This window comes from bacterium (genome assembly GCA_041648665.1).
Lineage (GTDB): Bacteria > UBA10199 > UBA10199 > 2-02-FULL-44-16 > JAAZCA01 > JAFGMW01.
The window spans coordinates 20,421-42,628 of the sequence record JBAZOP010000007.1 but is presented as its reverse complement, the minus strand read 5'-3'; the positions used below and the strand labels follow the sequence as shown (position 1 = coordinate 42,628).

25 protein-coding genes are annotated in these 22,208 nt (G+C 61.0%); 24 read left to right on the top strand and 1 reads right to left on the bottom strand.

Translation table 11 applies throughout. From position 1 onward, the window contains the following. The first annotated feature begins 8 nt into the window (after window positions 1–8). From WC683_04670 to WC683_04575, 20 genes are all read left to right on the top strand, one after another. Window positions 9–2,297 (top strand): hypothetical protein, encoded by a 2,289-nt coding sequence (locus tag WC683_04670; GenBank protein ID MFA4971883.1) that lies wholly within the window; start codon window positions 9–11, stop codon window positions 2,295–2,297. Continuing rightward, window positions 2,297–3,814: a methyltransferase domain-containing protein gene (locus WC683_04665; protein ID MFA4971882.1), complete on the top strand. Its 1,518-nt coding sequence runs from the start codon at window positions 2,297–2,299 to the stop codon at window positions 3,812–3,814. Before WC683_04670 ends, WC683_04665 begins: the two co-directional genes overlap by 1 nt. Window positions 3,815–3,824: 10 nt before the next feature. Further along, window positions 3,825–4,982, top strand: coding sequence for a DegT/DnrJ/EryC1/StrS family aminotransferase (locus tag WC683_04660; GenBank protein ID MFA4971881.1), 1,158 nt, complete (start codon window positions 3,825–3,827; stop codon window positions 4,980–4,982). Then, window positions 4,969–5,487, top strand: a complete 519-nt coding sequence (locus WC683_04655; protein ID MFA4971880.1) for a GNAT family N-acetyltransferase — start codon at window positions 4,969–4,971, stop codon at window positions 5,485–5,487. Before WC683_04660 ends, WC683_04655 begins: the two co-directional genes overlap by 14 nt. After that, complete coding sequence (locus WC683_04650) at window positions 5,466–6,362, top strand: glycosyltransferase (protein ID MFA4971879.1); 897 nt, start codon at window positions 5,466–5,468, stop codon at window positions 6,360–6,362. Before WC683_04655 ends, WC683_04650 begins: the two co-directional genes overlap by 22 nt. Next, window positions 6,319–7,305, top strand: coding sequence for a glycosyltransferase (locus WC683_04645; GenBank protein ID MFA4971878.1), 987 nt, complete (start codon window positions 6,319–6,321; stop codon window positions 7,303–7,305). Before WC683_04650 ends, WC683_04645 begins: the two co-directional genes overlap by 44 nt. A gap of 265 nt (window positions 7,306–7,570) precedes the next feature. Further along, window positions 7,571–8,077, top strand: a complete 507-nt coding sequence (locus WC683_04640; GenBank protein ID MFA4971877.1) for a WxcM-like domain-containing protein — start codon at window positions 7,571–7,573, stop codon at window positions 8,075–8,077. Window positions 8,078–8,093: 16 nt separating this feature from the next. Continuing rightward, the gene (locus WC683_04635; GenBank protein MFA4971876.1) at window positions 8,094–8,594 is read left to right on the top strand and encodes a methyltransferase domain-containing protein; all 501 of its coding nucleotides are present in this window, start codon (window positions 8,094–8,096) and stop codon (window positions 8,592–8,594) included. A gap of 38 nt (window positions 8,595–8,632) precedes the next feature. After that, window positions 8,633–9,121: a hypothetical protein gene (locus WC683_04630; GenBank protein MFA4971875.1), complete on the top strand. Its 489-nt coding sequence runs from the start codon at window positions 8,633–8,635 to the stop codon at window positions 9,119–9,121. Continuing rightward, window positions 9,118–9,855, top strand: a complete 738-nt coding sequence (locus WC683_04625) for a hypothetical protein (protein MFA4971874.1) — start codon at window positions 9,118–9,120, stop codon at window positions 9,853–9,855. Before WC683_04630 ends, WC683_04625 begins: the two co-directional genes overlap by 4 nt. Continuing rightward, the gene (locus tag WC683_04620; protein ID MFA4971873.1) at window positions 9,846–10,154 is read left to right on the top strand and encodes a hypothetical protein; all 309 of its coding nucleotides are present in this window, start codon (window positions 9,846–9,848) and stop codon (window positions 10,152–10,154) included. Before WC683_04625 ends, WC683_04620 begins: the two co-directional genes overlap by 10 nt. Before the next feature lie 357 nt (window positions 10,155–10,511). Further along, window positions 10,512–11,258, top strand: a complete 747-nt coding sequence (locus tag WC683_04615) for a hypothetical protein (GenBank protein ID MFA4971872.1) — start codon at window positions 10,512–10,514, stop codon at window positions 11,256–11,258. Between the two features lie 3 nt (window positions 11,259–11,261). Then, window positions 11,262–11,654 carry a hypothetical protein gene (locus tag WC683_04610; protein ID MFA4971871.1) on the top strand — a complete coding sequence of 131 codons (393 nt, stop codon included), beginning with the start codon at window positions 11,262–11,264 and terminating at the stop codon, window positions 11,652–11,654. Window positions 11,655–11,711: 57 nt separating this feature from the next. Beyond that, a complete protein-coding gene (locus tag WC683_04605; GenBank protein MFA4971870.1) occupies window positions 11,712–12,647 on the top strand; it encodes a hypothetical protein in 936 nt (311 codons plus the stop codon). Window positions 12,648–12,743: 96 nt separating this feature from the next. Then, a complete protein-coding gene (locus WC683_04600) occupies window positions 12,744–13,100 on the top strand; it encodes a hypothetical protein (protein MFA4971869.1) in 357 nt (118 codons plus the stop codon). A 9-nt stretch (window positions 13,101–13,109) separates the two neighbouring features. Beyond that, complete coding sequence (locus WC683_04595) at window positions 13,110–13,559, top strand: hypothetical protein (protein ID MFA4971868.1); 450 nt, start codon at window positions 13,110–13,112, stop codon at window positions 13,557–13,559. Between the two features lies 1 nt (window position 13,560). After that, the gene (locus WC683_04590; protein MFA4971867.1) at window positions 13,561–14,550 is read left to right on the top strand and encodes a phage minor capsid protein; all 990 of its coding nucleotides are present in this window, start codon (window positions 13,561–13,563) and stop codon (window positions 14,548–14,550) included. After that, complete coding sequence (locus tag WC683_04585) at window positions 14,534–14,860, top strand: hypothetical protein (protein ID MFA4971866.1); 327 nt, start codon at window positions 14,534–14,536, stop codon at window positions 14,858–14,860. Before WC683_04590 ends, WC683_04585 begins: the two co-directional genes overlap by 17 nt. A gap of 66 nt (window positions 14,861–14,926) precedes the next feature. Next, entirely contained in the window at window positions 14,927–15,382 is a 456-nt protein-coding gene (locus tag WC683_04580; GenBank protein MFA4971865.1) for a hypothetical protein, read from the top strand. Continuing rightward, on the top strand, window positions 15,382–15,777 hold the full coding sequence (locus WC683_04575) for a minor capsid protein (GenBank protein ID MFA4971864.1): 396 nt from the start codon (window positions 15,382–15,384) through the stop codon (window positions 15,775–15,777). Before WC683_04580 ends, WC683_04575 begins: the two co-directional genes overlap by 1 nt. A gap of 10 nt (window positions 15,778–15,787) precedes the next feature. Here WC683_04575 and WC683_04570 read toward each other — a convergent pair whose 3' ends face one another. Continuing rightward, complete coding sequence (locus tag WC683_04570; protein ID MFA4971863.1) at window positions 15,788–16,117, bottom strand: hypothetical protein; 330 nt, start codon at window positions 16,115–16,117, stop codon at window positions 15,788–15,790. A gap of 53 nt (window positions 16,118–16,170) precedes the next feature. Here WC683_04570 and WC683_04565 point away from each other — a divergent pair, with 53 nt between their 5' ends. From WC683_04565 to WC683_04550, 4 genes are all read left to right on the top strand, one after another. Then, window positions 16,171–18,372: a hypothetical protein gene (locus WC683_04565; GenBank protein ID MFA4971862.1), complete on the top strand. Its 2,202-nt coding sequence runs from the start codon at window positions 16,171–16,173 to the stop codon at window positions 18,370–18,372. A gap of 145 nt (window positions 18,373–18,517) precedes the next feature. After that, window positions 18,518–18,925 carry a hypothetical protein gene (locus WC683_04560; protein MFA4971861.1) on the top strand — a complete coding sequence of 136 codons (408 nt, stop codon included), beginning with the start codon at window positions 18,518–18,520 and terminating at the stop codon, window positions 18,923–18,925. A gap of 86 nt (window positions 18,926–19,011) precedes the next feature. After that, window positions 19,012–19,176 (top strand): hypothetical protein, encoded by a 165-nt coding sequence (locus tag WC683_04555; protein ID MFA4971860.1) that lies wholly within the window; start codon window positions 19,012–19,014, stop codon window positions 19,174–19,176. A 37-nt stretch (window positions 19,177–19,213) separates the two neighbouring features. Continuing rightward, window positions 19,214–22,207 carry a hypothetical protein gene (locus WC683_04550; protein ID MFA4971859.1) on the top strand — a complete coding sequence of 998 codons (2,994 nt, stop codon included), beginning with the start codon at window positions 19,214–19,216 and terminating at the stop codon, window positions 22,205–22,207. The last annotated feature ends 1 nt before the right edge of the window (window position 22,208 follow it).

The window sequence follows — 22,208 nt, the reverse complement described above, 5'->3', positions numbered from 1 at the left end:
GAGAAGGCATGGCCAAACTTGCTGTAGCGATGGTGGTTTTCAACGAGGAGTGCTTTGTCGGGCAGGCGCTCCAAGCCGTCTATCCTTACGCCGACCAGATCAAGATCGTGGAGGGCTGGTGGGAGTATCCGAAGGAAGGGCCGAAGGCGGCGGGTGATGCCCTGCGCCAGGGCTTCTGGCATGATGACTGGCAGCCGCCCCGGCAGCGCGACCGCACAGTCGAAATCCTCGAATCCTTCCCCGACCCCGACCGAAAGATACAACTGGTTCTTGGCCAGGACGGGAGGGCGCAAGTTGACAACCGCAATCTCTCGCTGCCGGATGATGATTTCGAGGGCTGGGTACTGGCGCTGGACGCGGACGAAATCTATACGCCGGAAACGATGGTCAACCTGCGGCACTACATCGAAGACCCGCAAGTTGATTCTTACACTTTCTTGCATTTCGTTTTCTACTACGACTTTTACCGGGGCATGACTGAGCAGCAGCGTCGGCTGTACCGATGGTTTCCGGGAATGCGCCACCAATCGCTGGAGTGCATCAGCGTCTTGCCGGACGGGACGACGCTGGCCGACCGCCCCTGGAGTCGGCTGGGCAATGTCAACGGTGTGACCATGCTGCATTGCGCGCTCATGCCGATGGATCGGCTGAGAAACAAGTTGCGGGTGGCTGGGTGGCAGAACAGCCGCGATTGGTACTACAACATGCTGACCTATGACGGCAGCAACGAGTGGGATGTCTGCCAGCGAAATGCCAGCAAAGGGATGCATCAGTACCGCCCTTCGGTCCGGCTGGAGACATATCAGGGAGACTACCCGGAGATCATCAAGCAGCACCCGTATTTCGGGATTCGGTGGGAATTGGTCGCCGGGCAGCGCGGCAAGCCACTGGCGATAGAGTGCGATGTGGATGGCGCGGTGCATTTGGACCGGCGACCGCCAGCGGACGCACTACAGCCGAATTGGGGGACGAAGCCAGATAACATTCCCCTACCCTCGGCGTCCATTCTCAACATCTACCTGGGCAGTCACCTGACCCTCGACGAAGCAGCCCAAGCCGAAGCAAAACGGCTGCTGGCGCCACAGGGCCAGATCATCGTCAAAGACCCGAGTTATGGCATGGCGACCTATCTGCCCCAGCGGATAGCGGTCAAGGCGCCGACGCGAAAGACGCCGGTCGGTGTGCGCCCCAAATTGACGGCCGGCATGGTCGTGTTCAATGGCGAAGCCTTCCTCCGAGAGACACTGGAATCCGTTTATCCGTTCGTGGACGCCATCAATGTGGTCGAGGGCTGGTGGAACTATCCGCATCACAAGCGGTTTCACGGCGGGGAACAGATGGTGCAGGGGCATTGGACCTTCGATTGGTGCCCCGACCGGCGGCGGGACTCGACCCAGCAAATCCTGCGCGACTTCCCGGACCCCGACCATAAAGTCAATCTCACCCTCGGGCATGATGGCGGCGCGCAGGTTGACCACCGGAATTTGACCTTACCGAAGGACGGTTGGTTCCTGCTGCTGGACGCCGACGAGATTTATGCTCCAGCCTCCATGCAGCGGATGAGGGAACTGATCGAAGACGCTGATTTTGACTTCGCCATCATGCGGCACTTCGTCTTCTACTATGATTTCTGGCGCGGCATGGAGGAGGATTTGTGTCGGCTGTTTCGGATGGAACCGGGCGCGCATTTCGGCGTCCACGACAATATGCTGAACATCCAGCCGCCGGACGGCGAAGCCGACGAGATCACCTACCACAAGGCGCAGAAGCCGTTCGTGGTCCTGGGCAAAGAAGAGGGCGTCGAGATGTTCCACTACGCGCAATGCCCGGCGGATAAGTTACGCCAGAAACTCCGCGCCTTCGGCTGGAAGAATAGCGAATCCTGGTACTACAACATGCTGACTTACACCGGGCAGAATGAGGCCGAGGTCGCGGCGCGCAACGCCAGCGGCTCGATGCACCAATATGACCGGACGCGGCGGCTGGAGCGGTTTGCCGGTGAGCATCCGGCGATCATGCAGAAACATCCGTACCATGCCATCAGGTGGGAAGACCTGGTGGGGAGGTCGGGCAAGCCGCTCTCCATTTCCTGTCCATACCGAGATATGATCAGAATCACCGGCAATCCCGATCTGGATGAACTGCAGCCGGGCTGGGGAACGAACATCGAGAACATTCCGCTACCCAGCCATTCGGTTCCCGCGATCACCATTCCCACGGAACTCTATCGCAGGCATTTGGTGCGGATCGAAGTCGAGCGTTTGCTCAAAACTGATGGAAAGGTGGATCTGGTGTGATGAAGTACGGGCTTTGGAATCCAGCAGTCGTGATGATCACCCGGGGCGGGCAACACTTGGGCATGACGCTCCACAAACTGCGGAAGGACTACCCGGACCTTCCGCTCTTCGTTTGTTCGAATGCGCCGGAACCCCTGCCGCCAGGGATCGCGGAGATGATCACCGATCTCTCGACCTATGAGGGAGAAGTGTGGCTGGCGCGCCAGGCAAATATCGCGGCAGAGCGCGCTCTCCATTCCGGCTGTGACCCCCTGATCTACATGAATGACGACATCGTGGGGGCCAAGGGGTGGCTGGAGGCGCTGCTGGATGGCTTCGAGGCCCATCCTCACTTCGCTATCGTGACGGCGATTCTGTCTCACTGGGCGCTGATGCCGAGTGAGCATCCCATTGTGACGGAGATTTTCCCGGAGGGCTACCTGGAGCGGTTGCAGCAGGCGGACGCCCGGTGGCCGCACATGGAGGTCGAGAAGTGGCCCGATGATATTCTCGATGTCATCTATCAGCCGTGGGGCGGGCTGGACGAGTTCCCCAAGCAGATCAAACTGCTCAAGCCCTGGGAGGGCTTCATCCTCGGCTCCCTGATGGCGATCCGGCGCGAGGCGTTGATCGAGCAGTTCGAGGATTGCAGCCCACTCTTCGATGAGCGATACAAGCCGTTCTACTGCGAGGAGACGGACCTGGTCGCCCAGATGATTGTCAAGGGCATGGAGTTCGCGGTGGTGCCGGGCGCTTTCGGCCACCACTGGGTTGGGCCGAGCATCCATGAATCAATCAAGGACAAACCGGGTTCATGGGAAGAGGGCGCGCTCAAGTCGCGGGAGGCTTTTCACGAGAAGTGGCAAGGGGCGATGTTCAAGAAATGGCATTCAGGGTGGCGATGGTGCAGCGAATGGGACCGGAATGCCTTTGCCCAGATCTTCCCCAACTATTGGATGACCGGCGAAGCGCAGGTGCGACGGCGGGCGGAGAAGAGCAAACTGATGGTCGAGAAATTGCTTCGCCCGGGCGGGAAGTTGCTGGATGCCGGGTGCGGGGGTGGGACCTGGTACAAGTTCCTGACCGAGGCCGGGTTGAATCCCAGCCAATACCTCGGCCTGGACTCCAGCCGTAAGATGCTCTGGTTCGCCCGCGACCACAACCCGACCGGCCGATTCAAGTACGGGTGGCTGCAGGAGCCGGGATTCCCGGAGAACCATTTCGACGCGGCGATGCTGATTGACATCATCCAGCATCCGCCGACAGCGGAAGCCGGCAAGCCGGACGCCTGGCCGGCTATCGCCCATGACTATGCGGTGTCGGTGATCTCCGCCCTGCGTCGAGTGACCAGGGGGCCGATTCTGATTCGCACCTGGGTGGATGGCGAGAGTTCGCAGAACGAGCCGCAGGGCTATTGCACGGAGTTCAACAACATCCGCTGGGCGCGGAAAGATGTCCTGGCGATCATCGCGCAGGCAATCGGGCCGGTCGAAGTCGAGGCTCTGGACGATGGGTTCTTCATCATCCCGCCCAAATAGGAAGACCTGAATGGTTCAACGGTTCAAGGGTTCAAGGGTTCCGTTATTCCAGCCTTGGGGAACGCGGCAGGAAGGCCGGGCGGTGGCGCGCGTTCTGCGGTCGCACTGGTGGGCGATGGGGCCGGAGGTGGCGCGCTTCGAGCGCGAGTTCCTGGAGGCGTTGGCGCCCGACGACGGGTGGCACGCGGTGATGACGAATTCAGGCACAGCGGCCCTACACCTGGCGTTGGTGGTGGCCGGGGTTTGCCCGGGCAGATCGGTCGTCATGCCGTCTTTCAACTTCGTCTCGGCGGCGCATTGCGTCCGGCTGCTAGGGGGCGAAGTCATCTTCTGCGATGTCCGAGATTTCGATCTGAACCTGGACCCGGTGGATGCCGAAGTGCGCGCCCAGCCGAATACCGTTGCCCTGGTCGCTCTACACTACGCCGGCAATGCCTGCGTCTGGACGGAGATCGAGGCGCTGAGGCAGCGGAAGCCGATGGTCATTATCGAAGATGTCGCCCATGCTTGCGGGGCGCGGACGACGGGTTGGCGACCGGCGGGCTTCTGTGGCGATCTGGGCTGCTTCTCGTTTCATGCCGTCAAGCACATCGCTTCGCCCGACGCCGGCATGGTGGTAACGCGGAACCGGAAGTGGGCCGAGGCAATGAGGCGGATGCGATGGCTGGGTATCAGCCGGGACACGGGCGACAAAGAGACTAAGCCCGACTACAGCATTACGGGCGTCGGATTCAAGTACACCCCGAACGACATTGCCGCCGCGATCTGCCGGGTGCAACTCAGAAGATGGCCGAGGGGGGTATGTCGGCGTCGGGCGATTTGTCGTCGGTATGACATCGAACTCTTTGACCTGCCTTGGCTGCAAATCCCGGAGGTGAACTGGTCGCATGGCGCGCCGCTCATTTATTGGATTCGGGTCAAGAATCAGCGAATGCGCGATGCGCTACGGGAACACCTGCGCGAGCGCGGCATAGATTCGGCAGTGCATTTCCGGCCGCTGCATCTGGAGGAATGCTATCGCCGGAGCGCCCTGCGGCTGCCGGTGACCGAGCGCGAATCGAGCAGGTTGCTCTGCCTACCCGTCTATCCTGAAATGTCCAGGAAGACGATTCGGCGGGTGGTGCAAGCAATCCGCGACTTCGGGGAGGGACGCAATGGAGGTAACTAAGCGGGTATTCCTGACAGAATTGAATCAGCCCAGCCTGGAGTTCATGGCCCGTTGGCGCCCAGACCCGGAGGTTGATCGCTGGATGGAGACTCATGTTGAGTCGCTATCGCTCGACCAACAGCAGGCTTGGTGGGAGAAGACGCGGCTCGATCCATGCAAACACTATTATGCTATCTACGAGAGGGGTGCGGATGAGTTCCCCTACCTCTCTGTCGGGAGAATGCTGGGGTGGGCGCAGGTCTTGCTCACTCCGCCGAGCCAGGCCGAGGTAGGCCTGGTGATTGCGGACCCGGACAGCCGAGGCCAGGGCTATGGAACACTCGCCCTCGACGGACTGACCGAAAAGGCAAAAGCGATGCAGGCGACGCGGATCGTCGCCGACATTCTGCCTAGCAACATCGCCTCCATGCGACTGTTCGCCAATGCGGGCTTCCGCCCGAGCGAATACCTGCCCGACCACTGCGAGAGAGGAGCCGTCATCCGGTGGACCCTGGCTATCACCTGAGCCGATTCCCTATCATCGGCGTCAACCTACTCACCTGCAATCTCCGGTCCATGCCGGAGATGAAGCAATGGACGGAGTTCTGCCTGCAGAGTCTCCGCGAGAGTGACCTCCTGGATTTCCCCCACTATATCGTCGTGGTGGACAATGGCAGCGACGACGGAACGGTGGAGTGGCTGCAGGCGCAGGAAGGGCTCTTCGTGCTGCCGCAGGGTAAGAATGTCGGGATCGCCCAGGGGCGAAACATCGGGCACCGGCATCTACTCAGCGGCTTACCCCACCGCCCGGAATACATCGTGGAGATCCACAACGACCATCTGTTCCCGGGCCAATGGCTCAGGCCACTGGTCTGCCTGCTGGAGGAAGACCAGGCAGTCGGGATTGCCTGCTCATCGCTCGTCACCAACAAGGGCTATTTCGGTTCGCCGGTGCTCAGCATCATGCCCAGCATGGGATACCGGAACTGCCGGACGCGAGTCGAGCAGCAGGCCGCGCGGATGCGAGAGCCGGTGGTCAAACCCGGATTGCAGCATCCATGCCTGAAACGGGTTTCGGTCATGGAGCAGGTTGGGCTTTACGACGAGGGGATGGTCGGGAGCAACTGGGAGGATGTCGAGGACTGCTATCGCTGGTATAAGGCCGGACACCAGATCATGGTGCACCGGGGCAGCGTCGTCTATCACTACTACTGCAAGAGCCGCCAGCAGATCGAGGGCGCGGCTTTCGATGACCATTTCTACCGGAACAAGGAACGGTACTATGCGCTGCACCCGGAAGACGCGCATCTGTTTCTGATTCTCTTCAGCCGTTGGTTGGAGCCGAGAGGAGGAGTTTATGACCGAGCAGTCCCGCCCCCGCGTAGTCGTCTTCGCGGCTGACTTCATGGCGCCCTATTGGGCGCCGGAATGGGAGGCGATTCGACTGGCGCCCGATGAGCCCTGGCGCGAAACGCTGGCCTACGCCGCCGGGCAGGGGCCGGTGTTCGCCTATTCGATGAATTGCGCGGACGCCTATGGCGCAGGGATCGAGAGTTTCCAGCGGCAAGCCCTGGTGGAATGCCGGCGGCATGGAATCCCGACCGTTTGGCACACCATCGAAGACCCGAATCATTTCGAGCACTTCCGGGAGCAGGCGCGCGGCTTCGATTTCGTGTTCACCAGCGACCGGGAAATGATTCCGGGCTACCGGCAATTCCTCGGCCACGAGAAGGTTTGGTGGCTGCCGCTGGCCTGCCAGCCCGCGATGCACTACCCGCTGCCGACCGAACCGGACGCGGCCGATTTTGTCCTAATCGCCAATTACTACCCCTATGAGACCCGGGTGGAGGCGGTCTCCAACCTGATCACGCCCATCATCCTGGCCGGTCACTCACTCGCGCTCTTTGCCTATGCCAACCCTGACGGGACCTGCTGCTGGCCGGAACCCTTCTCGGCTCACTGGAAGGGCGCGACCTCCTGCTATGATGTGACCAAGTTCTACCCGAAGGGCAGAATCGCGCTCGGCCTGAACTGCCAGACACACCAGACGACCATGACCTCGATGCGCACCTACGAGGCGCTGGCCTGCGAAAAGCCATTCCTGGCCGCCCATTCAGATGCCTATGAGCCCCTGGGTTTTCGCAATGGAGTGCACTTCCGCTGGACAGGCAGCCGAGAGGAAACGATGGCGCATGTGCGACTGCTGCTGAATGAGCCGGGTGTGGCGGTGGCAATGGCGACTATCGGGGTACTGTTCGTGTGGGAGAACCACACCTATGCCCATCGTCTGCAGCGCATCTTGGCGGCGATGGACGGCAAAGCCAAGCCGGGGGAGTTGACTTGACTCCACTCGAAACCAATCTTTCGACTCTGTGCCGACGATGCAAGGGGAAGTGCTGCCAAGACTTCCCACTGACGGGCGGCACCGCGAGCCCAGGTAGACCGCGGCTCTCAGCGCGGAGATTCCGTGAGTGGCAAGCGGAAGTTCAGGTGGGGAGGCTGAAGAAGGGAGACCGTTGGTGGGTCGTCAAGCACTGCCTCCTGATTCCGCGAGGCAAAGGGAAGCCGCCCGTGTTTAGATGCCGGTTGTACAACCCAAAGCTGGGCCGATGCCGGAACTACACTTTCAGGCCACGATTCTGTCGAAACTATCTCTGCCCCAGGGCAAAAAAGGAAGCGGCATGATCGAGGGCGTGAAGATCAGAGCACTGGTGCGCCATCTGGATGAGCGCGGATACCTGATGGAGATCCTCCGGGACGACGACGAGGAGTTCGTCAAGTTCGGCCAGGTCTACCTGACCACCTGCAACCCTGGCATCGTCAAGGCATGGCATTGCCACGAGAAGCAGACCGACAACCTCTGTCTGGTCAAGGGCGCGGCGAAGGTTGGGCTATGGGATGGTCATAGAAGCCAGACGGTCATTCTGAGTGAACTGGAGCCGAAACTGCTCCAGGTCCCGCCCGGTATCTGGCATGGATTCACCGCTTTGGGCGGCGACCCGTGCTACATCCTCAATATCCCGACCGAGCATTATGAGCGAGAGAACCCAGACGAACTGAGGAAGGACCCCTTTGACCCAGAAATCGAATATCAATGGGAGCCGCAGAGCAGATGAAACTGGAGCCGGTAGCATGAAACTGAACTTGGGTTGTGGGCCCGCGAAAATGCCGGATGCGGTGAATGTGGATGTCTCTCCGAGGTCGGTAGCCGATGTCATCCACGACCTGAACCGCTTCCCCTGGCCGTTCTGCGACGACACCTTCGACGAGATTCACGCTTCGGGCGTGCTGGAGCATCTGGCGTACCTGCCGCCGGTGATGCAGGAAATCTGGCGCATCGCCCGCCCGGGCGCGAAGGTGCATATCTGGGTGCCCTATGCGACGCACACGCCGCACCTGGGCAATCCTTATCACCGGCTGAACTTCACGGAATGGACATTCGATTTCTTCTGCGATCCGGCATTGCGCCAGAGCACGGCGGATGCGATTGCCGCGACATTTCGCAAAGTGTCGGTGAAACTGAGTTGGTGCGGCGACTGGGGATCTCGCCCGGAACACGAGCGGCAGGCGGCGATCTTCCACGAACTCAATGTCATCGAGTCCATGCGGGTCGTCCTGGAGGTAGTCAAGTGAATCGCTATCTCAATTTGGGGTGCGGACGGAAGACAAAGATGGGCGATGCCCACGCTCAGGTCGAAGTGTGGGTGAACGCGGACATCGTCGCTTTGCCCGGCGTCAACTGCGTCATGGACATCAACCAGCCCTGGCCCTGGCCGAATGATTACTTCGATGGCGCTGAGGCGATCCATGTCCTGGAACACGCTTTCGACAAGATGTTCCCGATTCAGGAACTCTGGCGGGTCCTGAAACATGGGGCGGTGGCGATCATCGAAGCGCCGAACTTCCAGAGCAACCCCGATTGCTGGGCGGACCCGACCCACCGCAATGCCTGGCACCCCAACACCATGGCCTTCACCTATCCGAATCATGACTATGCCTACTACAGCAAAGCGCGGTTCATCACCGTGGACTATTTTCACAGCAACCTATACCTGCATTGGGAGTTGGCCGCCTATAAGCGCGATGACCCGGAACTATTGGCGCGCCACCAGGACTGCGCGAACTGGAGGGAGCGGTGGGAGAAGGGCGGCAAGGCATGATAACGGTCGGTGGTCTGATTCGCGGACGGCGAAAGATCACGGAATGCTGGCTCAAGCACTTGGCCGCGCTGGAGGTCTCCGGCCTGGACATCTCCTGGCGGTTCGTCCTCGACAACCCGGAGGGCTGGGAAATGGACCTGGTGGCGAAGCACTTGCCGAATCCGCTCTTTCACTGCGTCAAGGACGACAGCCTTCCTTACCTGCATGGCCACGGCTGCCGCCTAGAGCAGCATACCGCCCGGCTGGCTCGACTGCGGAATCGCCTGGTCACTCTAAGTCAAAGGTTGCCCGGCTGCGAGCCGGCTGATGGTTTGCTCAATGTGGACTCGGACATTATGGTGCCGGCGGGTCTCCTGAAAGGGCTACTGGCTGCCGAGCGGCCCTGGGTCGGCGCGCTGGTTGACAATGCTTCCGCCGGCCTGGCCCAGCAGAAATACTACAATGCGTTCAACATCGCCGAGAAGCCGAGTTGTGAACTGACGGCCATTCGGCGATTCCCACCCGTTCTGTTCGGGATCGGCGAGGCGGATTGTGTGGGCGCGGTGGCTTACTATTCGCGGGAAATCCTGGAGGCGGCAATGTTCGCCGACCATCCACTAGGGGAGGATGTGGGGTTTGGGGTGATGGCGAAGCGGGCGGGATTTCGAGCGGCCTATCTGCCGATCATTTGCGACCACCTGATGGACGAAGAAAAACTGGCCCGGCATCGGGCGAGGTGCCCGCTATGCGGATGACCGATGTCACGCCGCCCGTTCCCCTGCGCGGCGCCGAGGTGACGGCCCCGACCCGCCCAGCCGCCACGCAACCAAAGATGCGGGTGCTGCGTTGCCCCGTCTGCGACCGGGTTCTGTTCAAGTCAGTCGCCGGAGAGGCGACGGTGGAGATGCGGTGCCGCGACTGCAAGACCATCGCCGAGTATTCATTCAATCACGCGGGAGAGATTGCCTACCGGATCATCGAGCGGGGCGCCTTGCCTGAGTGGAAAAAAAATAGCCGGCAGGGTCTTGACAAACCGGCGAGTGGTATGCTATAGGTAGATTGACAGTTGCATAGTGAGCGACGGCCCGAACGGGCCGATGAAGACCGAACGGTCTGGTGTATCGAAAGATACCTGGGCCGTTCTTTTGTTTTCCTGGATTCCCCCGTACGGGGGGAATGACAACTGAATAGCGTACCAATGGCCCGAACGGGCCAGGGAAAGGACCGAACGGTCCAAGCACCATCAGGTGCCTGGGCCGTTTTTTTTGTTGGTCCGGCCCGGGCGGCTAAGGAGGTGAGGCATTTGGCCCAACTCAAAGACCTGCAGGTGCGTCAAGTCCACCTGGTCGGAAGACCAGCCAACAGGAGACGATGGCTCCTAATGAAGTCGGAAAGGGGAGGTGAAAGAGTCATGCCAGATTTCCTCAGTAACGAGGAAGCCGTGCAAGCGTTCGAAGACACGCTGAATCAGGCTGCGGCCAACGAGGACGAACTGCTGGCCGACATCGAGAAGTCGGCGACGATCTCCGACAAGGCGAAGAACGCCGTCCGCGCCTCGCTGCGGATGCTGAGCGCCTACAAGGACGAGATCGGAGAGCAGATTCTGAAGTCGCTGGCGGCTGCAGCCGGGTTCGGTCATGGAGAAGCGGTGACCAAGAGCGCGGAAGACATCGCGGCCGAGATCAAGAAATCGGTTGACGAGGGCGTTGCAGCCCAGGTCGCCGAGATCACCAAGTCCGCGGACGAGAAGGTGGCGGCGGCTGAGGGCAAGGTCGCCGGCCTGGAACACCAGGTCGCCGTCAAAGAGCGGGCCGCAACCATCGCGGCGCAGTTCCCGCACTTGCCGGGCAAGCCGGAAGAGCGGGCGGAGATCATCCTGAAGGCCGAGGCGACCGATCCCAAGGTGGCCGAGGAACTCCAGAAGTCCTGGGAGCGCGAGGAAGCGATGACCAAAGCCGCGACCGGAGAGATCGGCAAGGATAGTGCCGGAGCGAACCCGCCCGGTTCCGTGGTCGAGGATGTGATGGCCCGGGCCAATGCCCTGGTCGAGAAGAGCGAAGGCGGCAAGTTGCCGTTCGATCAGGCTCTCGCCAAGGTCTTCGCCGACGAGCCCGCGCTCTACGACAAGTATCGCGCTGAAAAGATCGGAGGGAGGTAAGAGATGGCCTCTGAGCAACCACTGTTCGAGATCACCTGTATCGCAGGCGCAGACCTGCGCCTGAATCAGTACCACGCGGTGAAACTCAGCGGCAACCACACCGTCGTCCTTTGCGGCGATGGTGAGAAGCCGGTGGGCATCCTGCAGAACAAGCCCAATACGGGCGAATGGGCCAATGTGATGGTGGAGGGCAAGAGCAAGGCGGTGCTGGGCGAGGACCTGCTTGCCGGCGCGTCTTGGGCCTCCGACACCAATGGCCATCTGGTGACGCCCGGCGCGACCGACTGGGTGGGCGGCCAACTGCTGGACGGAGGCGCGCTTTCCGCGACGCCGACGAACGCAGAGTTGGTGACCGTTCTGGTCGGCTGCAACAATCCGTGGCGGGAGGGGAGGTAAGCGATGCCTGGGCAACCCGATGTAAGAGATGTGCATGTTGATCAACTGTGTACGGAGATGGCGCAGAAATTCATCCTGGATGAATCTGCGTTCGTCGCCCCGCAGGTGTTCCCCACGGTCGGCGTCAAGAAACTGTCCGACCGCATCCTGCAGTACCCGCGCGAGGCGTTCTTCCGTGACGACGCGCGTCCCCGGGCGCCTGGTAAGGAGTCTCAGGGCGGTGGCTTCACGGTCAACACTGAGGAGACTTACTCCTGCCGGGAATGGGCCTGGCACATTGACATCCCCGACGAACTCCGCGATAACGCGGATGTGCCGATCAACCTGGACCGCGACGGCACCGAGTTTGTGACTCAGGTGTTGCGCATCCGGCGGGACCTCTGGTGGGCGCAGAACTTCTTCGCCACCGGCCTCTGGACGACCGAATATCTGGGTGTCGCCGGGGCTCCGGCAGCGGGCCAGGTTCGGATCTGGAGCGACTATGTGAACTCGACCCCCATTCAGGACATCGAGGCGGCGAAGATCGCGGTCTGGACGATGACCGGCTTCCAGCCCAATGTCCTGGTGCTGGGCAAGAACGCCTGGCGCTACCTGAAGCATCACCCGACCTTGGTGGCCCGCTACCAGTATGTGCAAGCGGTGCCGGTGCTCACCGAGCCGATGGTGGCCTCGATCTTCGGTCTGGACAAGGTCGTGGTCGGTCGGGCCGTCTACACCAACACCATTGAGCGCGGCGCGCCCGTGGTCTATCAGGGGATTCTCGGCAACCATGCGCTGCTGGCGTATGTGCAGCCGGCGCCGTCCCTGATGAAGCCCTCGGCGGGCTACATCTACAACTATACCGGCGGCAACCGGCAGGGACTGGACATCATCATGGAGCGGTATCGGTCGCCCCTGGATGAGAAGTTCGACCGGCTGGTCGGCAGTTTCTATGCCGACATGAAGTTGCTGGAGGCTGACCTGGGCGCGTTCTTCCGCAATGTCGTGGTGTAAGACGCGCCACCGAAAGGAGTGCGGGGGATCCGGTAGGCTTTCTGGCCGGAGCCTTACCGGGTCCCCCGCAAGCAAAACGGAGGGAGAGGGAGCAAAATGGCCGCAACTAAGATGATCGTCAATATCCCCATGTCCTCGGAGGGTCAACAGCGCATCTCCGGCGAGGTCATTCCCCGGCGCGGCGTCAACCTGCGCGAACTGGCGGCGCAGGGTTATGTCGCCGACCTGGAAGAGGGCCAAGAAATCGCCGTCTGCCCGAAATGCAAGCGCGAGTTCATCTCCGAAGACCATGTCCGGGCGCACACCGCCCGGGAGCATTCAGGCACCAAGCCACCGACGATGCCGGAAGAGCCGGAGCCGGTCGGCGTCGAGCCGCTCGCGGGGCCGGACCATGTTTCGCAGGGCAAGTTTCGGACAGTCGGCGGGAAGCGGGCGGTATCAGCCCCCGCCTAGGAGGCTTCGATGCCAACCTATTCCTATTCGGGCGACCCGTCCCTGAGCGATGTGGATGCGGTCCGGTTCCTGATTGACGACACCGACCCAGCGGATTGGCTGTTCTCTGACGAGGAGATCGGCTATCTGCTGGCGACCTACGGCACCGTCAATCTCGCTGCCGCCGAAGCCCTCTACATCATCATCCGAGCCATCGCCCGGAATCCCAACTTCCGCATTGGCCGCTGGTCGGAAGATCGCTCGACCGGGCTGAAAATCCTCGAAGAGAAGGCGGACAAACTCAAAGCCCAGGGCCAGACGGCGGGCATCTATGCGGGCGGAATCGGGGTGGCTGACAAGCAGGCGAAGGAAGAGGACACCGACCGGGTGCCGCCATCCTTCCGCAAGGGAATGCATGATGACCCGGATACCGTCAATGCCGACATAGTGCATTCGGGCGAAGAGAACTGGGGGACCTGAGATGGCGATCCCGGAGAACTTCGCTAACCGCGAGATCGAGACTATCAGCCGCCTCTACCGCAACTCCGAAGCGCGGCTGATGCGCGTCATTCAATCCGCCACCGCCACCGACTTTCAGCGCGGGCGCAGCTGGATACTCCTCAAGCAGATTCAGACCATCCTCACCGAACTGGAGGCCGGGCACCAACGCTGGGCTGAGCAGAATGTGATCCAGTGGTATCGGCGGGGCATGGCGGAAACGGCCAAAACTCACCGCCAGCCGCTCCCGGCGTTCACGCAGATTCACCGCCAGGCCGTCGAGGCATTGGTGCAGCGTATGGTGGCGACGAGCGCCGAGCGAGTGCAATCGGTCGCGGTCGGAGTGAGCAGCGCGTTTATCGGCGCGCAGCAGCGAGTGGTGCAAGAGCAAGCCCTGGCCGCGCAGATCGCCGAGGGCGTGATCGAAGGGCTGGGGCCGGAGGAATTGTCGAAGCGTATTGTTCAGACACTGCAAGATGGCGCCGTGCGGCGGCTGGGCACCTATGTGGACCCGGTCCTCAAGCAGCAACTTCAACAGACAGCCGAGGGCAAACTGATCCACATCCTCTGCAAAGACGGGAAGACGCGGGCCTACAACCTCAAGGACTATGGCCGAATGGTCGGGATCACCGAGAGCCGATTCGCCGCTTCCGAGGGCGTGATGAAGACGACACTCGAATACGGTGAAGACCTGGTGCAGTGGTCGGTGCATACCGGAGCGTGCGCGATTTGTTTGCCCTTGCAGGGTAAGGTCTTTTCGATCACCGGGCAGAACAAAGACTTCCCCATACTGACGGATGATTCGCGGTGCCCCGCCCATCCCAAATGCCGACATTGCTTGGCGCCCGTCGTCGAGTCGTTCTTGCGCGACCGCGGGCAGTACGACGCCCTGCGCCAGTTCAGTAACGCGCCCGAGGCGCGGGTGAACGACTTCGCGGCCTTCCGGGAGAGAATCCATGCTCGGGCAGCCTAGCATATTGCACCTGCTGAAGGATGCCTGTGAAATCATTCATCCGGCGGCGGTTGACCAATGGGGCGAACCGGCTGGGGCGACTACGACCGAGATAGTTCCCTGCCGCTTCGAGTTCGAGGCCAGGATGGTGCTGGATTCGAGCGGGCAGGAAGTAGTGGCGGCGGGCGAGGCTTTTCTCGACCATGTCGTAACAGTCGAGCCAACAGCCCGAATTAGATACCCCGTCGGCGGGAAGGAATACACCATCCTTAGACGCGAGTTTCACAAGCGGGGCGATCTGCCGACGCACTGGGAGGTCTGGGTGAAGTAAGGCGGGCAATAGGCATTGGGCAATGGGCACTAGATTCCCCCGTACGGGGGAATGACGAGGCGGGAGATGGCGCAGATCAAGTGGGATACGAGTCAATGGCGGAATGGGCTGAAAATCGCCAAAGACAAGATGGCGGCTGCAGGGCTGCAGGCTGTCGGCAAAGCGGGGTTGCAGTTGATGAATGACTGCCTGATGGAGTCACCGACCATCCCGCTCAAGAGCGGACTGCTGAGAAGTTCCGGGTCGGTTTTTGCCCAGCAGAAACGCATTGCCACTTCGCCTCGCGCCGGCGGGGCAGGTGGCAATCCCGCCCAGGATCATGGCGAGGGCCTGGACCCGGAAGGGGTTTTCGTCTCCCGGGTCGGCTGGAATACGGCCTACGCCGCCAAGACCCACGAGAAGCCGATGCAATTTACCGAACCCTCGGCGGGCAACAAGTGGATGGAATCGAAAATGGCGAGTCACGCCCAGGACTATATCAGACTGGCGGCTGAGCATTTCCGCAAAGCGATGGGGCTCTAATGGCTGACCTCTTGCGCGAGATCACGCAGTGGGTAGCGACCGGGACCGGCTGGGGAATCGGGAGCAAACTCTACGGCGGCGCGCTGCCGGCCGAAGAGCCGGACGAAGCGATTGTGATTCTGGAGCGCGGCGGTCCGCCGGACATGTACCACATTGACTACCGGGTGGGGCGGTTCATGTTCCAGGTGTTGGCGCGGGGCAATACCTACTTCACCGCGCGGGATGATTCGCACGCGGTCAAGGCTTGCCTGCACGAGTTGGGCCAGCAGACCATCGGCGAGTGGGAGATCATGAGTTCAGAGGCGGTCTCGGCCCCACAGTTTCTTGGTTTCGACGAGCGGGGCCGCTATGAGTTCAGCACCAATTATGAGGTGCGCGCGCTGAGGTTCCCGTGATGAGGTTTGACTACTCAATGGGTTTGAGCCAGGGAGAACGGGGCTTCTCGTGATAGAGAATCTCTACAGACACAACAATTTCGGGGTAGCGAGGATGGTGAATATAAAAAACCCTGAGAGGAACTACAGTTCCCTGGAAGACGGCGGCTTTATGCTGGATGATCGGAGATATTTTCTCCCACTCCCGCCGCGTTGTAGGATCCCAAACGGGAGTATCCCACCAGGTGAAGGTTCTGACGGCATTGATGGCGGTAGGATCATCGGCAGCCGGCTTGGGCCAAAGAATCCAGCCAGTAATGATGAGCGCAAGGAGGGCGACCACAACCAGGATTCGTTTCATGTGATTTACCTCCATTCCCATTATACCACAAATGGCATGCTGGGGATGCTCGGATGATTCCATCAACCCCGATTCTATCCTACAACTGGGACGACGGCCAGCGAACAGGCTGGCTGGTCGAATCGGAGTTCGTGGGCTGGAACGCCTATCACGGTGTCTATCCGGCCTACCCGCTCGACTGGGATACAGTCGTCGGCGGGGCATTAGGCTCAGCCTATTGCTGGAAATCGCTCCTTGACAATGGAGCCGGGAGTTGGCGCAGGTCGTTTTATGACCCCAACGGCAGCGAAGTCCCGGACGCGCTGAACACTTTCGGAGATTGCCGCTTCTCGTTCTACACCAAAGGCGGCAGCGACCCATGTGTGGCGGAGTTCTTCTTCGGCGCGCAGCAGACCTGGAGCCCGCTTTCACCGGACGGCGCCTATCCCCTGGACTGCTATTTCCTGCAGATGGAGAAGGTGGACGCGGCCCACTGGGACATCACGCTGAAGAAAATGTCCTCCGGGATCGAGATCACCCTGGCTACCATGCTCAATGTCATCGGCGACTGGGGAACGCTTTGGAACCAGGTGCATGTCGAGTTGGCGAACGGCCATATCCGGGTGTACTGGAATCCAAGCGTCGTCGCCGACCCCGGCTTGCAATGCGGTGGGATTGACGATCCGCCGACCGGCGTTCTGCTTTGCGATGTGGCGGATAGCGAATTCGCCAGCGGCATGGTGGGTTTTGGGGCATATGTCACACCTGACGCGCCGGCGTTCAGGTCGGCATCAACATGGGGAGGCGGCCCGACAGACGCACTGCCTATCCCTAAACCATTATTGCCGTCCCCCGTCGTAGAAAACGATTTCATGCTCGCTACCATCGCCACTTTCGGAGCGGGAGCCAGAACCATTACCCCTCCTTCTGGATGGACATTGATTCGGCGCACAACTCAAGCGGATCTCGGTGGTTATGACTTTGATCTGGCGACCTACTGGAAAGTGGCAGGGGATAGCGAGCCCGGCCCCTATACATGGCTGCTTGATTCCGTCGTCTATTGCGTCGGAGCGATTGTGGCCGAATCCGGCTCGGCGTTACTCTCTCCGATAGATAGTGAGGGCGGCGATTCTGGTTATGGCTCTCCGGCTTCGGGCGCTACAGCGCCGTCAATCGTTGTCACGACGGCTAATTCGCTCCTGTTGGCATCGTTTGCGACCCTGGGGGCTGCGTTCACTGGCGCTCCGGCAGGGATGGTTGAGCGGTTCAATGCAGCAGGAGCGGTTCTTCAGATTGAGGGCAGCGATGAGGTCTTCTTAGGGACGGGCGCGACTGGATCACGGACAGCGACTTGGTATGGATACATAGATCAATATTGGTGTGCCCATCTCTGCGCCCTGCGGCCCTACATCCAGGGCCAGCACTACTTCGACCAACTCTCCATCTGGCGGCTCGATGATGACTGGCAACTCTGGGGGAGCATCCAGGGCTACACGAGTTACCGGCTGCTCGATGATCCGCTCCTTCCCTTCGCCCTGGTCTCGGCCCGCAACCTAGCGACGGGAGTGGAATATACGGCGATCAGCAATGGCGCCGCGTTCTATGATGTGAAGTGTCCGGCGGGGTGGTACGAGGTCACCGCGGTGGCCTCTGAATATAGTTTCGGCACCGAGACGGTGCTGGTCATTCCGTGCCACGAGGCTGAACAAGACCTCGAAGGCACCAAAGGAGGAAGGAGAATGTCAGAAGGCTTGGGAGAAATGGGGCCATGCTATGTGTACTACGGCCCGGCGGGAGCGGAACTGGAACTTGGTAAGACGCACGGAGGAGTCAGGTTCTTCGATGTGACGGACTCGAAGGAGATCACCTTCGACCAATTCGGCACGACCGAATGGGATCGGATGATGATCGGGCGGAATGTCCGGGTCGAACTCAACTTGGCGGAACTGAGCCTGGAGAACTGGGATAAGGTGGTGCCGTATACCACGATGACGGGCGCCACGCCGAGCCACCGGAAGTTGGTGGTCTATCCCAGCGTCGGGCAGCCGGGGATGCGCGACCTGGCGCAGCAGTTGATTCTGAAGAAGATGGAGAACGGCGCGCCCTCGACGGACCCGGAGCGGTGGGTGACTTTCCCCAAGGCGTTCCCGGAGACCGATCTGGAGATCGTCTTCGACCCGGATACCCAGCGGACGATGAAGATCATCTTCCGGGTGTTTCCATTCTCCGAGACGGACAGTTATCTCTATATTCTCGGAGACGAGACGGCGACCTAGTGTCTGCTGACAACTGAATATCGAGCGAGGGCCCGAACGGGCCAGAAAGGACCGAACGGTCCAAAGCGTCGCAGGATGCTTGGGCCGTTTTTTGGTTGCTGGGTCCCCGTTTCCACGGGGATGACGCGAAAACGGAGGGAGAGAGATGGCAGAGGAGCGAGTGAAGAAGGCCGATATTGACGAGTTGCTGGAATCCGAGGCCCTGGTGCTGGTGCTGGGCGGGAAGGAATACCGCATCGTGGACTTCCCGCTCGGCATGTGGGCGCGCCTCCGGGAGATGAAGGAAGACGATCCGGCGGCCATTTTGAAGATGGTACTGGGGCCGCTGGGGTTCGCCGATGAGGATTTGGAGCGGTTGGGAGAGAAGGCCGTGCGGGTGGCGACGGAGCAATTGATCGCCCATTTTTTCGCGCCCTCGGCCCTGGAGCAAAACACTCCGGGGATGGAGATGGTGCGGGCGTTTCGGGCGAGCCTGATTGGGCCCGAGCCATCGCCGTCTTCCTCCGCACCTATCCCGGCTACCGGCTCAGCGACCTCCCCGGCATCGGAGTAAGGAAGTTTGAGATCCTGCTCCAGGAGGCGCGGAGGCTGGAGGCGGATGACCGGCTGTGGCAACTCCAGGCGGCGGCTTATCCGTATATGTCGCGGTCGAATCAGGAATCGGTGCGCAGCGACCTGATGGCGGCGACCAAGAAGCCGAAGAGCCGCGAGGAGCGGCAGCAGGCGATTGACCGGACCTGGGATCGGATTCGGGACGCGCGGAAACGGCAGAGGGCGAAAGTGGCGGAGAGAAGTGGGCAATAGGCAATGGGCAATGGGCAACGGGCTGGAGGTAGGCTAGATGGCATTTGATGTCGGGTCGGTAAAGGGGAAAATCGAACTCGACGGGCGACCGGCGGAGCAGGCGCTGCAGAAGGCCGGCCAACAGGCGAAGACCTGGGAGGTGGGGACCGGCCGGATCGCGGCGCAGGCCGGCACCAGTTGGGCGGCTGGCCTTGGGAAGTTTGCGGCCGGATTCGGACTGATCACCGGCGCGGCCATCACCGCCGGCGCGGCGGTCAAAGGCTATGTCGGCGCGGTCAAGATGGGCATCGAGAGCCAGGAGAATATGCGCCGGTCAGCCGCGACTATGGCCGCGACCTTCGTTTCCTTCAACCCAGCCGAGAACTTCGAGAAAGCCTATCAGGCATCGCTGAAACTCATGGCCGCAGTCGAGGCGATGGATGTCAAGTTCACGGGAACCGGCCAGGAGTTGCAGTTGATGCTGCGCTCCTGGGTGACTTACGCCGGCCAGATTGATCTGTCCACCGCCAAGCAACAAGACAACTTCGTCGCCATCGCCGAAGCGATCAAAGCCATCACCGCCGGACAGAACTTCGAGATTCAGCAGTCGCAGGAAATCCGCGCACTGATGGAAGGCCGCTTGGTCGCCGGTTCCCAACTCGCCCGCATCCTCGTCCAGCAAGGCGTCAACCTGAAGGAAGACATTCCGCGCTGGAAACAGCAGGGCGTCCTAATGGAGGAGATTGCCAAGCGGCTGAGCGGATTTGTCGCCTCACAGAAGGTAGTGAGCAATCTCCTGACTACGCAGCGTTCGACCATGAGTACCATCGCCACCCAGATGATGCGCCAAGCCTTTGCCGCCGATCAGGTGAACAGCGCCTATGGCGATATTACCAATCTGGTCAAGGCGATCAATGGGTATCTGCGCGACGAGAACGGATTGACCCGGGAAGCCTTGACGCTCATCAATGGCTTGCAGGCTTCATGGGAGGTGGTAAAGCAAACGGCGGGGCTAGTAGGCAGCCTCTTGGGTGGGATTTTCGGCAACATCAACGACATCAATCGGGCGACATCCAACTGGGCCAATTTCCTCAAATGGGTGGCGAATCTGGTTATCACCATTCGCATCCAATGGGAGCGCGCTAGTCTGGCCATGAGCAAATGGCGGCCTACCGGCCAGCGGGCGGCCACGAATATCTTCGACTGGCGGGGAATACTGGGTGGGATTCCAACGCCAGCCGATCAGCGGGCAATGGAGGCGCAAGAGAAAGCGACGGAGGCTGCCCTACGGACTGAGCAGGCGCGCATTGCGAAGATGGGCGCCACTACCGCATCAGTCCGCGGCGGCGGGGCTTTGGTCCCGACCACGCCCCGGGCCGCCGGGGCGGCTGATGCCGCTGGCGCCCATGGTCGCGCCGCCAAAGCCGCCGATCAACATAGCAAGGCGATGAAGAAGGTGCTCGATGCCTACGATAAGTGGGCTAAAGATACCTTGCCGACAGCGGCCGCACAGATGGCACGACTGCAGTCGCTCTCCGTCCAGTATGCCAAAGACCAGGGCTTGATTGCGGACCTCAAAGAGCGGATGCGCGACCTCAATCGGGAAACGGCGAGCGAAGAGATTCAGGCGCAGGAAGACGCCATCGCGGAAATGATCCGGCAGAATGCCGGGCTGACCGAGGTCGAGGCCAAGACCGCGCAATACTATCAGACCCTTTCCGCCAAGCGGGCGGCGCACCTGATCTCCGAGAAGGACATCAACGACAAAGTCAGGGAGATGGAGAAGAGCGTCGCCGACTACCGCATCGAGTTGACCACGGACTACACCCGGATTCTGACTGAGGTGGCGGCGAAGAATGCAGAACTGATGCTGAATCCGTGGGAGCGCGAGATCGCTGAGGTCCAGAAATGGCAGGCGGAGGAGCAGAAAGCGCTCGACGCGACGGGCAAGGCCGAAAAGAGGTATGCGGATACCAAGGTCGCCATCCAAGAAGCGGCGGACGCCGCTATTGCCGCGATTGACAGAAAGCGCGCAGATGAGTTTCGGCAGATGGCTGAGCAGCAAGTCGAGGATTTCCGCACCTGGCAAGCGGCCGCGACGGAATGGGAGAGACAACAGGCGGCGATGACCGAGGAGGCAACCAAGAAAGCGCAGGCCCTCGGACTGGCGCGCTTTGAATGGGAGAGGACGACGGGCCAGGCCACCATCGCCGATCAGATTGAATATCTCAACCTGATCCCGCAGGGGACGCAGTCGGAAGAAGATCAGTTGGCGATCAAGAGACAGATCGCCGATTTGACGACGCAGCAGATGAGCCAAGAAATCGAAGGGACGAAACAGACTATCAGCGGGTACAAGCAACTCCTGGCCGCCCTCCAGGCCATCCGGCTCGAATACCTGGCGATGGGCGAGACGGCCCTTCCCGCGCTCACGCAGTTGGACACCGAGATCGAGCAGGTGCAGAAGGCGATTGCCGATTCGGCGTTCACCATCGGCAACATTCTCAAAGGGTCGGCGGGCGAATGGGAGCAGTCGTTTCAGCGGTTCTTTGAGGATACGATCAAGGGCGGGGCGAGCCTGCAGGATACCCTGATCGGATTCTTCCAGTCCATCGAGAATGCTTTCATTTCGAGCATCGCCCGCATGGCCGCGCAGCAATTGATGCAATCGGTGCTGGGGTGGTTCGGGGGCGGCGGGGCCGCGGCGGCGGGAGGAGGAGGGGGCGGGGGACTGTGGGCCGGTCTTGCGCCTGGCGAAGCCGGGCCGGTCGTCGGCGCTCAGACTGGCGGAGTCTTTACCCGTCCTTCGCTCGTTGCCCTGGCCGAAGCCTGGCAGCCCGAAGCGGTGATTCCGCTGCAGCATGGGGCGATCCCGGTGGACTTCCGCAGCCCGGGCGGCGGTGGCGGCGCGCCGGCGGCGCCGGAAATCCACATGCACATCAATGCGATTGACCCGGCCTCGGGGGTGAACTTCCTACTCAAGAACCGGGGGGCCATCGGGACCGCGATCCAAGCGTTGGTCCGGGACAATCATCCGATTTCCAGGGCGTGAC

Coding starts and splice junctions, on each gene's coding strand:
- WC683_04670 (MFA4971883.1), top strand. CDS start 9: ATGGCCAAACTTGCTGTAGCGATGGTGGTTTTCAACGAGGAGTGCTTT.
- WC683_04665 (MFA4971882.1), top strand. CDS start 2,297: ATGAAGTACGGGCTTTGGAATCCAGCAGTCGTGATGATCACCCGGGGC.
- WC683_04660 (MFA4971881.1), top strand. CDS start 3,825: ATGGTTCAACGGTTCAAGGGTTCAAGGGTTCCGTTATTCCAGCCTTGG.
- WC683_04655 (MFA4971880.1), top strand. CDS start 4,969: ATGGAGGTAACTAAGCGGGTATTCCTGACAGAATTGAATCAGCCCAGC.
- WC683_04645 (MFA4971878.1), top strand. CDS start 6,319: ATGACCGAGCAGTCCCGCCCCCGCGTAGTCGTCTTCGCGGCTGACTTC.
- WC683_04640 (MFA4971877.1), top strand. CDS start 7,571: ATGCCGGAACTACACTTTCAGGCCACGATTCTGTCGAAACTATCTCTG.
- WC683_04635 (MFA4971876.1), top strand. CDS start 8,094: ATGAAACTGAACTTGGGTTGTGGGCCCGCGAAAATGCCGGATGCGGTG.
- WC683_04630 (MFA4971875.1), top strand. CDS start 8,633: ATGGGCGATGCCCACGCTCAGGTCGAAGTGTGGGTGAACGCGGACATC.
- WC683_04625 (MFA4971874.1), top strand. CDS start 9,118: ATGATAACGGTCGGTGGTCTGATTCGCGGACGGCGAAAGATCACGGAA.
- WC683_04620 (MFA4971873.1), top strand. CDS start 9,846: ATGCGGATGACCGATGTCACGCCGCCCGTTCCCCTGCGCGGCGCCGAG.
- WC683_04615 (MFA4971872.1), top strand. CDS start 10,512: ATGCCAGATTTCCTCAGTAACGAGGAAGCCGTGCAAGCGTTCGAAGAC.
- WC683_04610 (MFA4971871.1), top strand. CDS start 11,262: ATGGCCTCTGAGCAACCACTGTTCGAGATCACCTGTATCGCAGGCGCA.
- WC683_04605 (MFA4971870.1), top strand. CDS start 11,712: ATGGCGCAGAAATTCATCCTGGATGAATCTGCGTTCGTCGCCCCGCAG.
- WC683_04600 (MFA4971869.1), top strand. CDS start 12,744: ATGGCCGCAACTAAGATGATCGTCAATATCCCCATGTCCTCGGAGGGT.
- WC683_04595 (MFA4971868.1), top strand. CDS start 13,110: ATGCCAACCTATTCCTATTCGGGCGACCCGTCCCTGAGCGATGTGGAT.
- WC683_04590 (MFA4971867.1), top strand. CDS start 13,561: ATGGCGATCCCGGAGAACTTCGCTAACCGCGAGATCGAGACTATCAGC.
- WC683_04585 (MFA4971866.1), top strand. CDS start 14,534: ATGCTCGGGCAGCCTAGCATATTGCACCTGCTGAAGGATGCCTGTGAA.
- WC683_04580 (MFA4971865.1), top strand. CDS start 14,927: ATGGCGCAGATCAAGTGGGATACGAGTCAATGGCGGAATGGGCTGAAA.
- WC683_04575 (MFA4971864.1), top strand. CDS start 15,382: ATGGCTGACCTCTTGCGCGAGATCACGCAGTGGGTAGCGACCGGGACC.
- WC683_04570 (MFA4971863.1), bottom strand. CDS start 16,117: ATGAAACGAATCCTGGTTGTGGTCGCCCTCCTTGCGCTCATCATTACT.
- WC683_04565 (MFA4971862.1), top strand. CDS start 16,171: ATGATTCCATCAACCCCGATTCTATCCTACAACTGGGACGACGGCCAG.
- WC683_04560 (MFA4971861.1), top strand. CDS start 18,518: ATGGCAGAGGAGCGAGTGAAGAAGGCCGATATTGACGAGTTGCTGGAA.
- WC683_04555 (MFA4971860.1), top strand. CDS start 19,012: ATGTCGCGGTCGAATCAGGAATCGGTGCGCAGCGACCTGATGGCGGCG.
- WC683_04550 (MFA4971859.1), top strand. CDS start 19,214: ATGGCATTTGATGTCGGGTCGGTAAAGGGGAAAATCGAACTCGACGGG.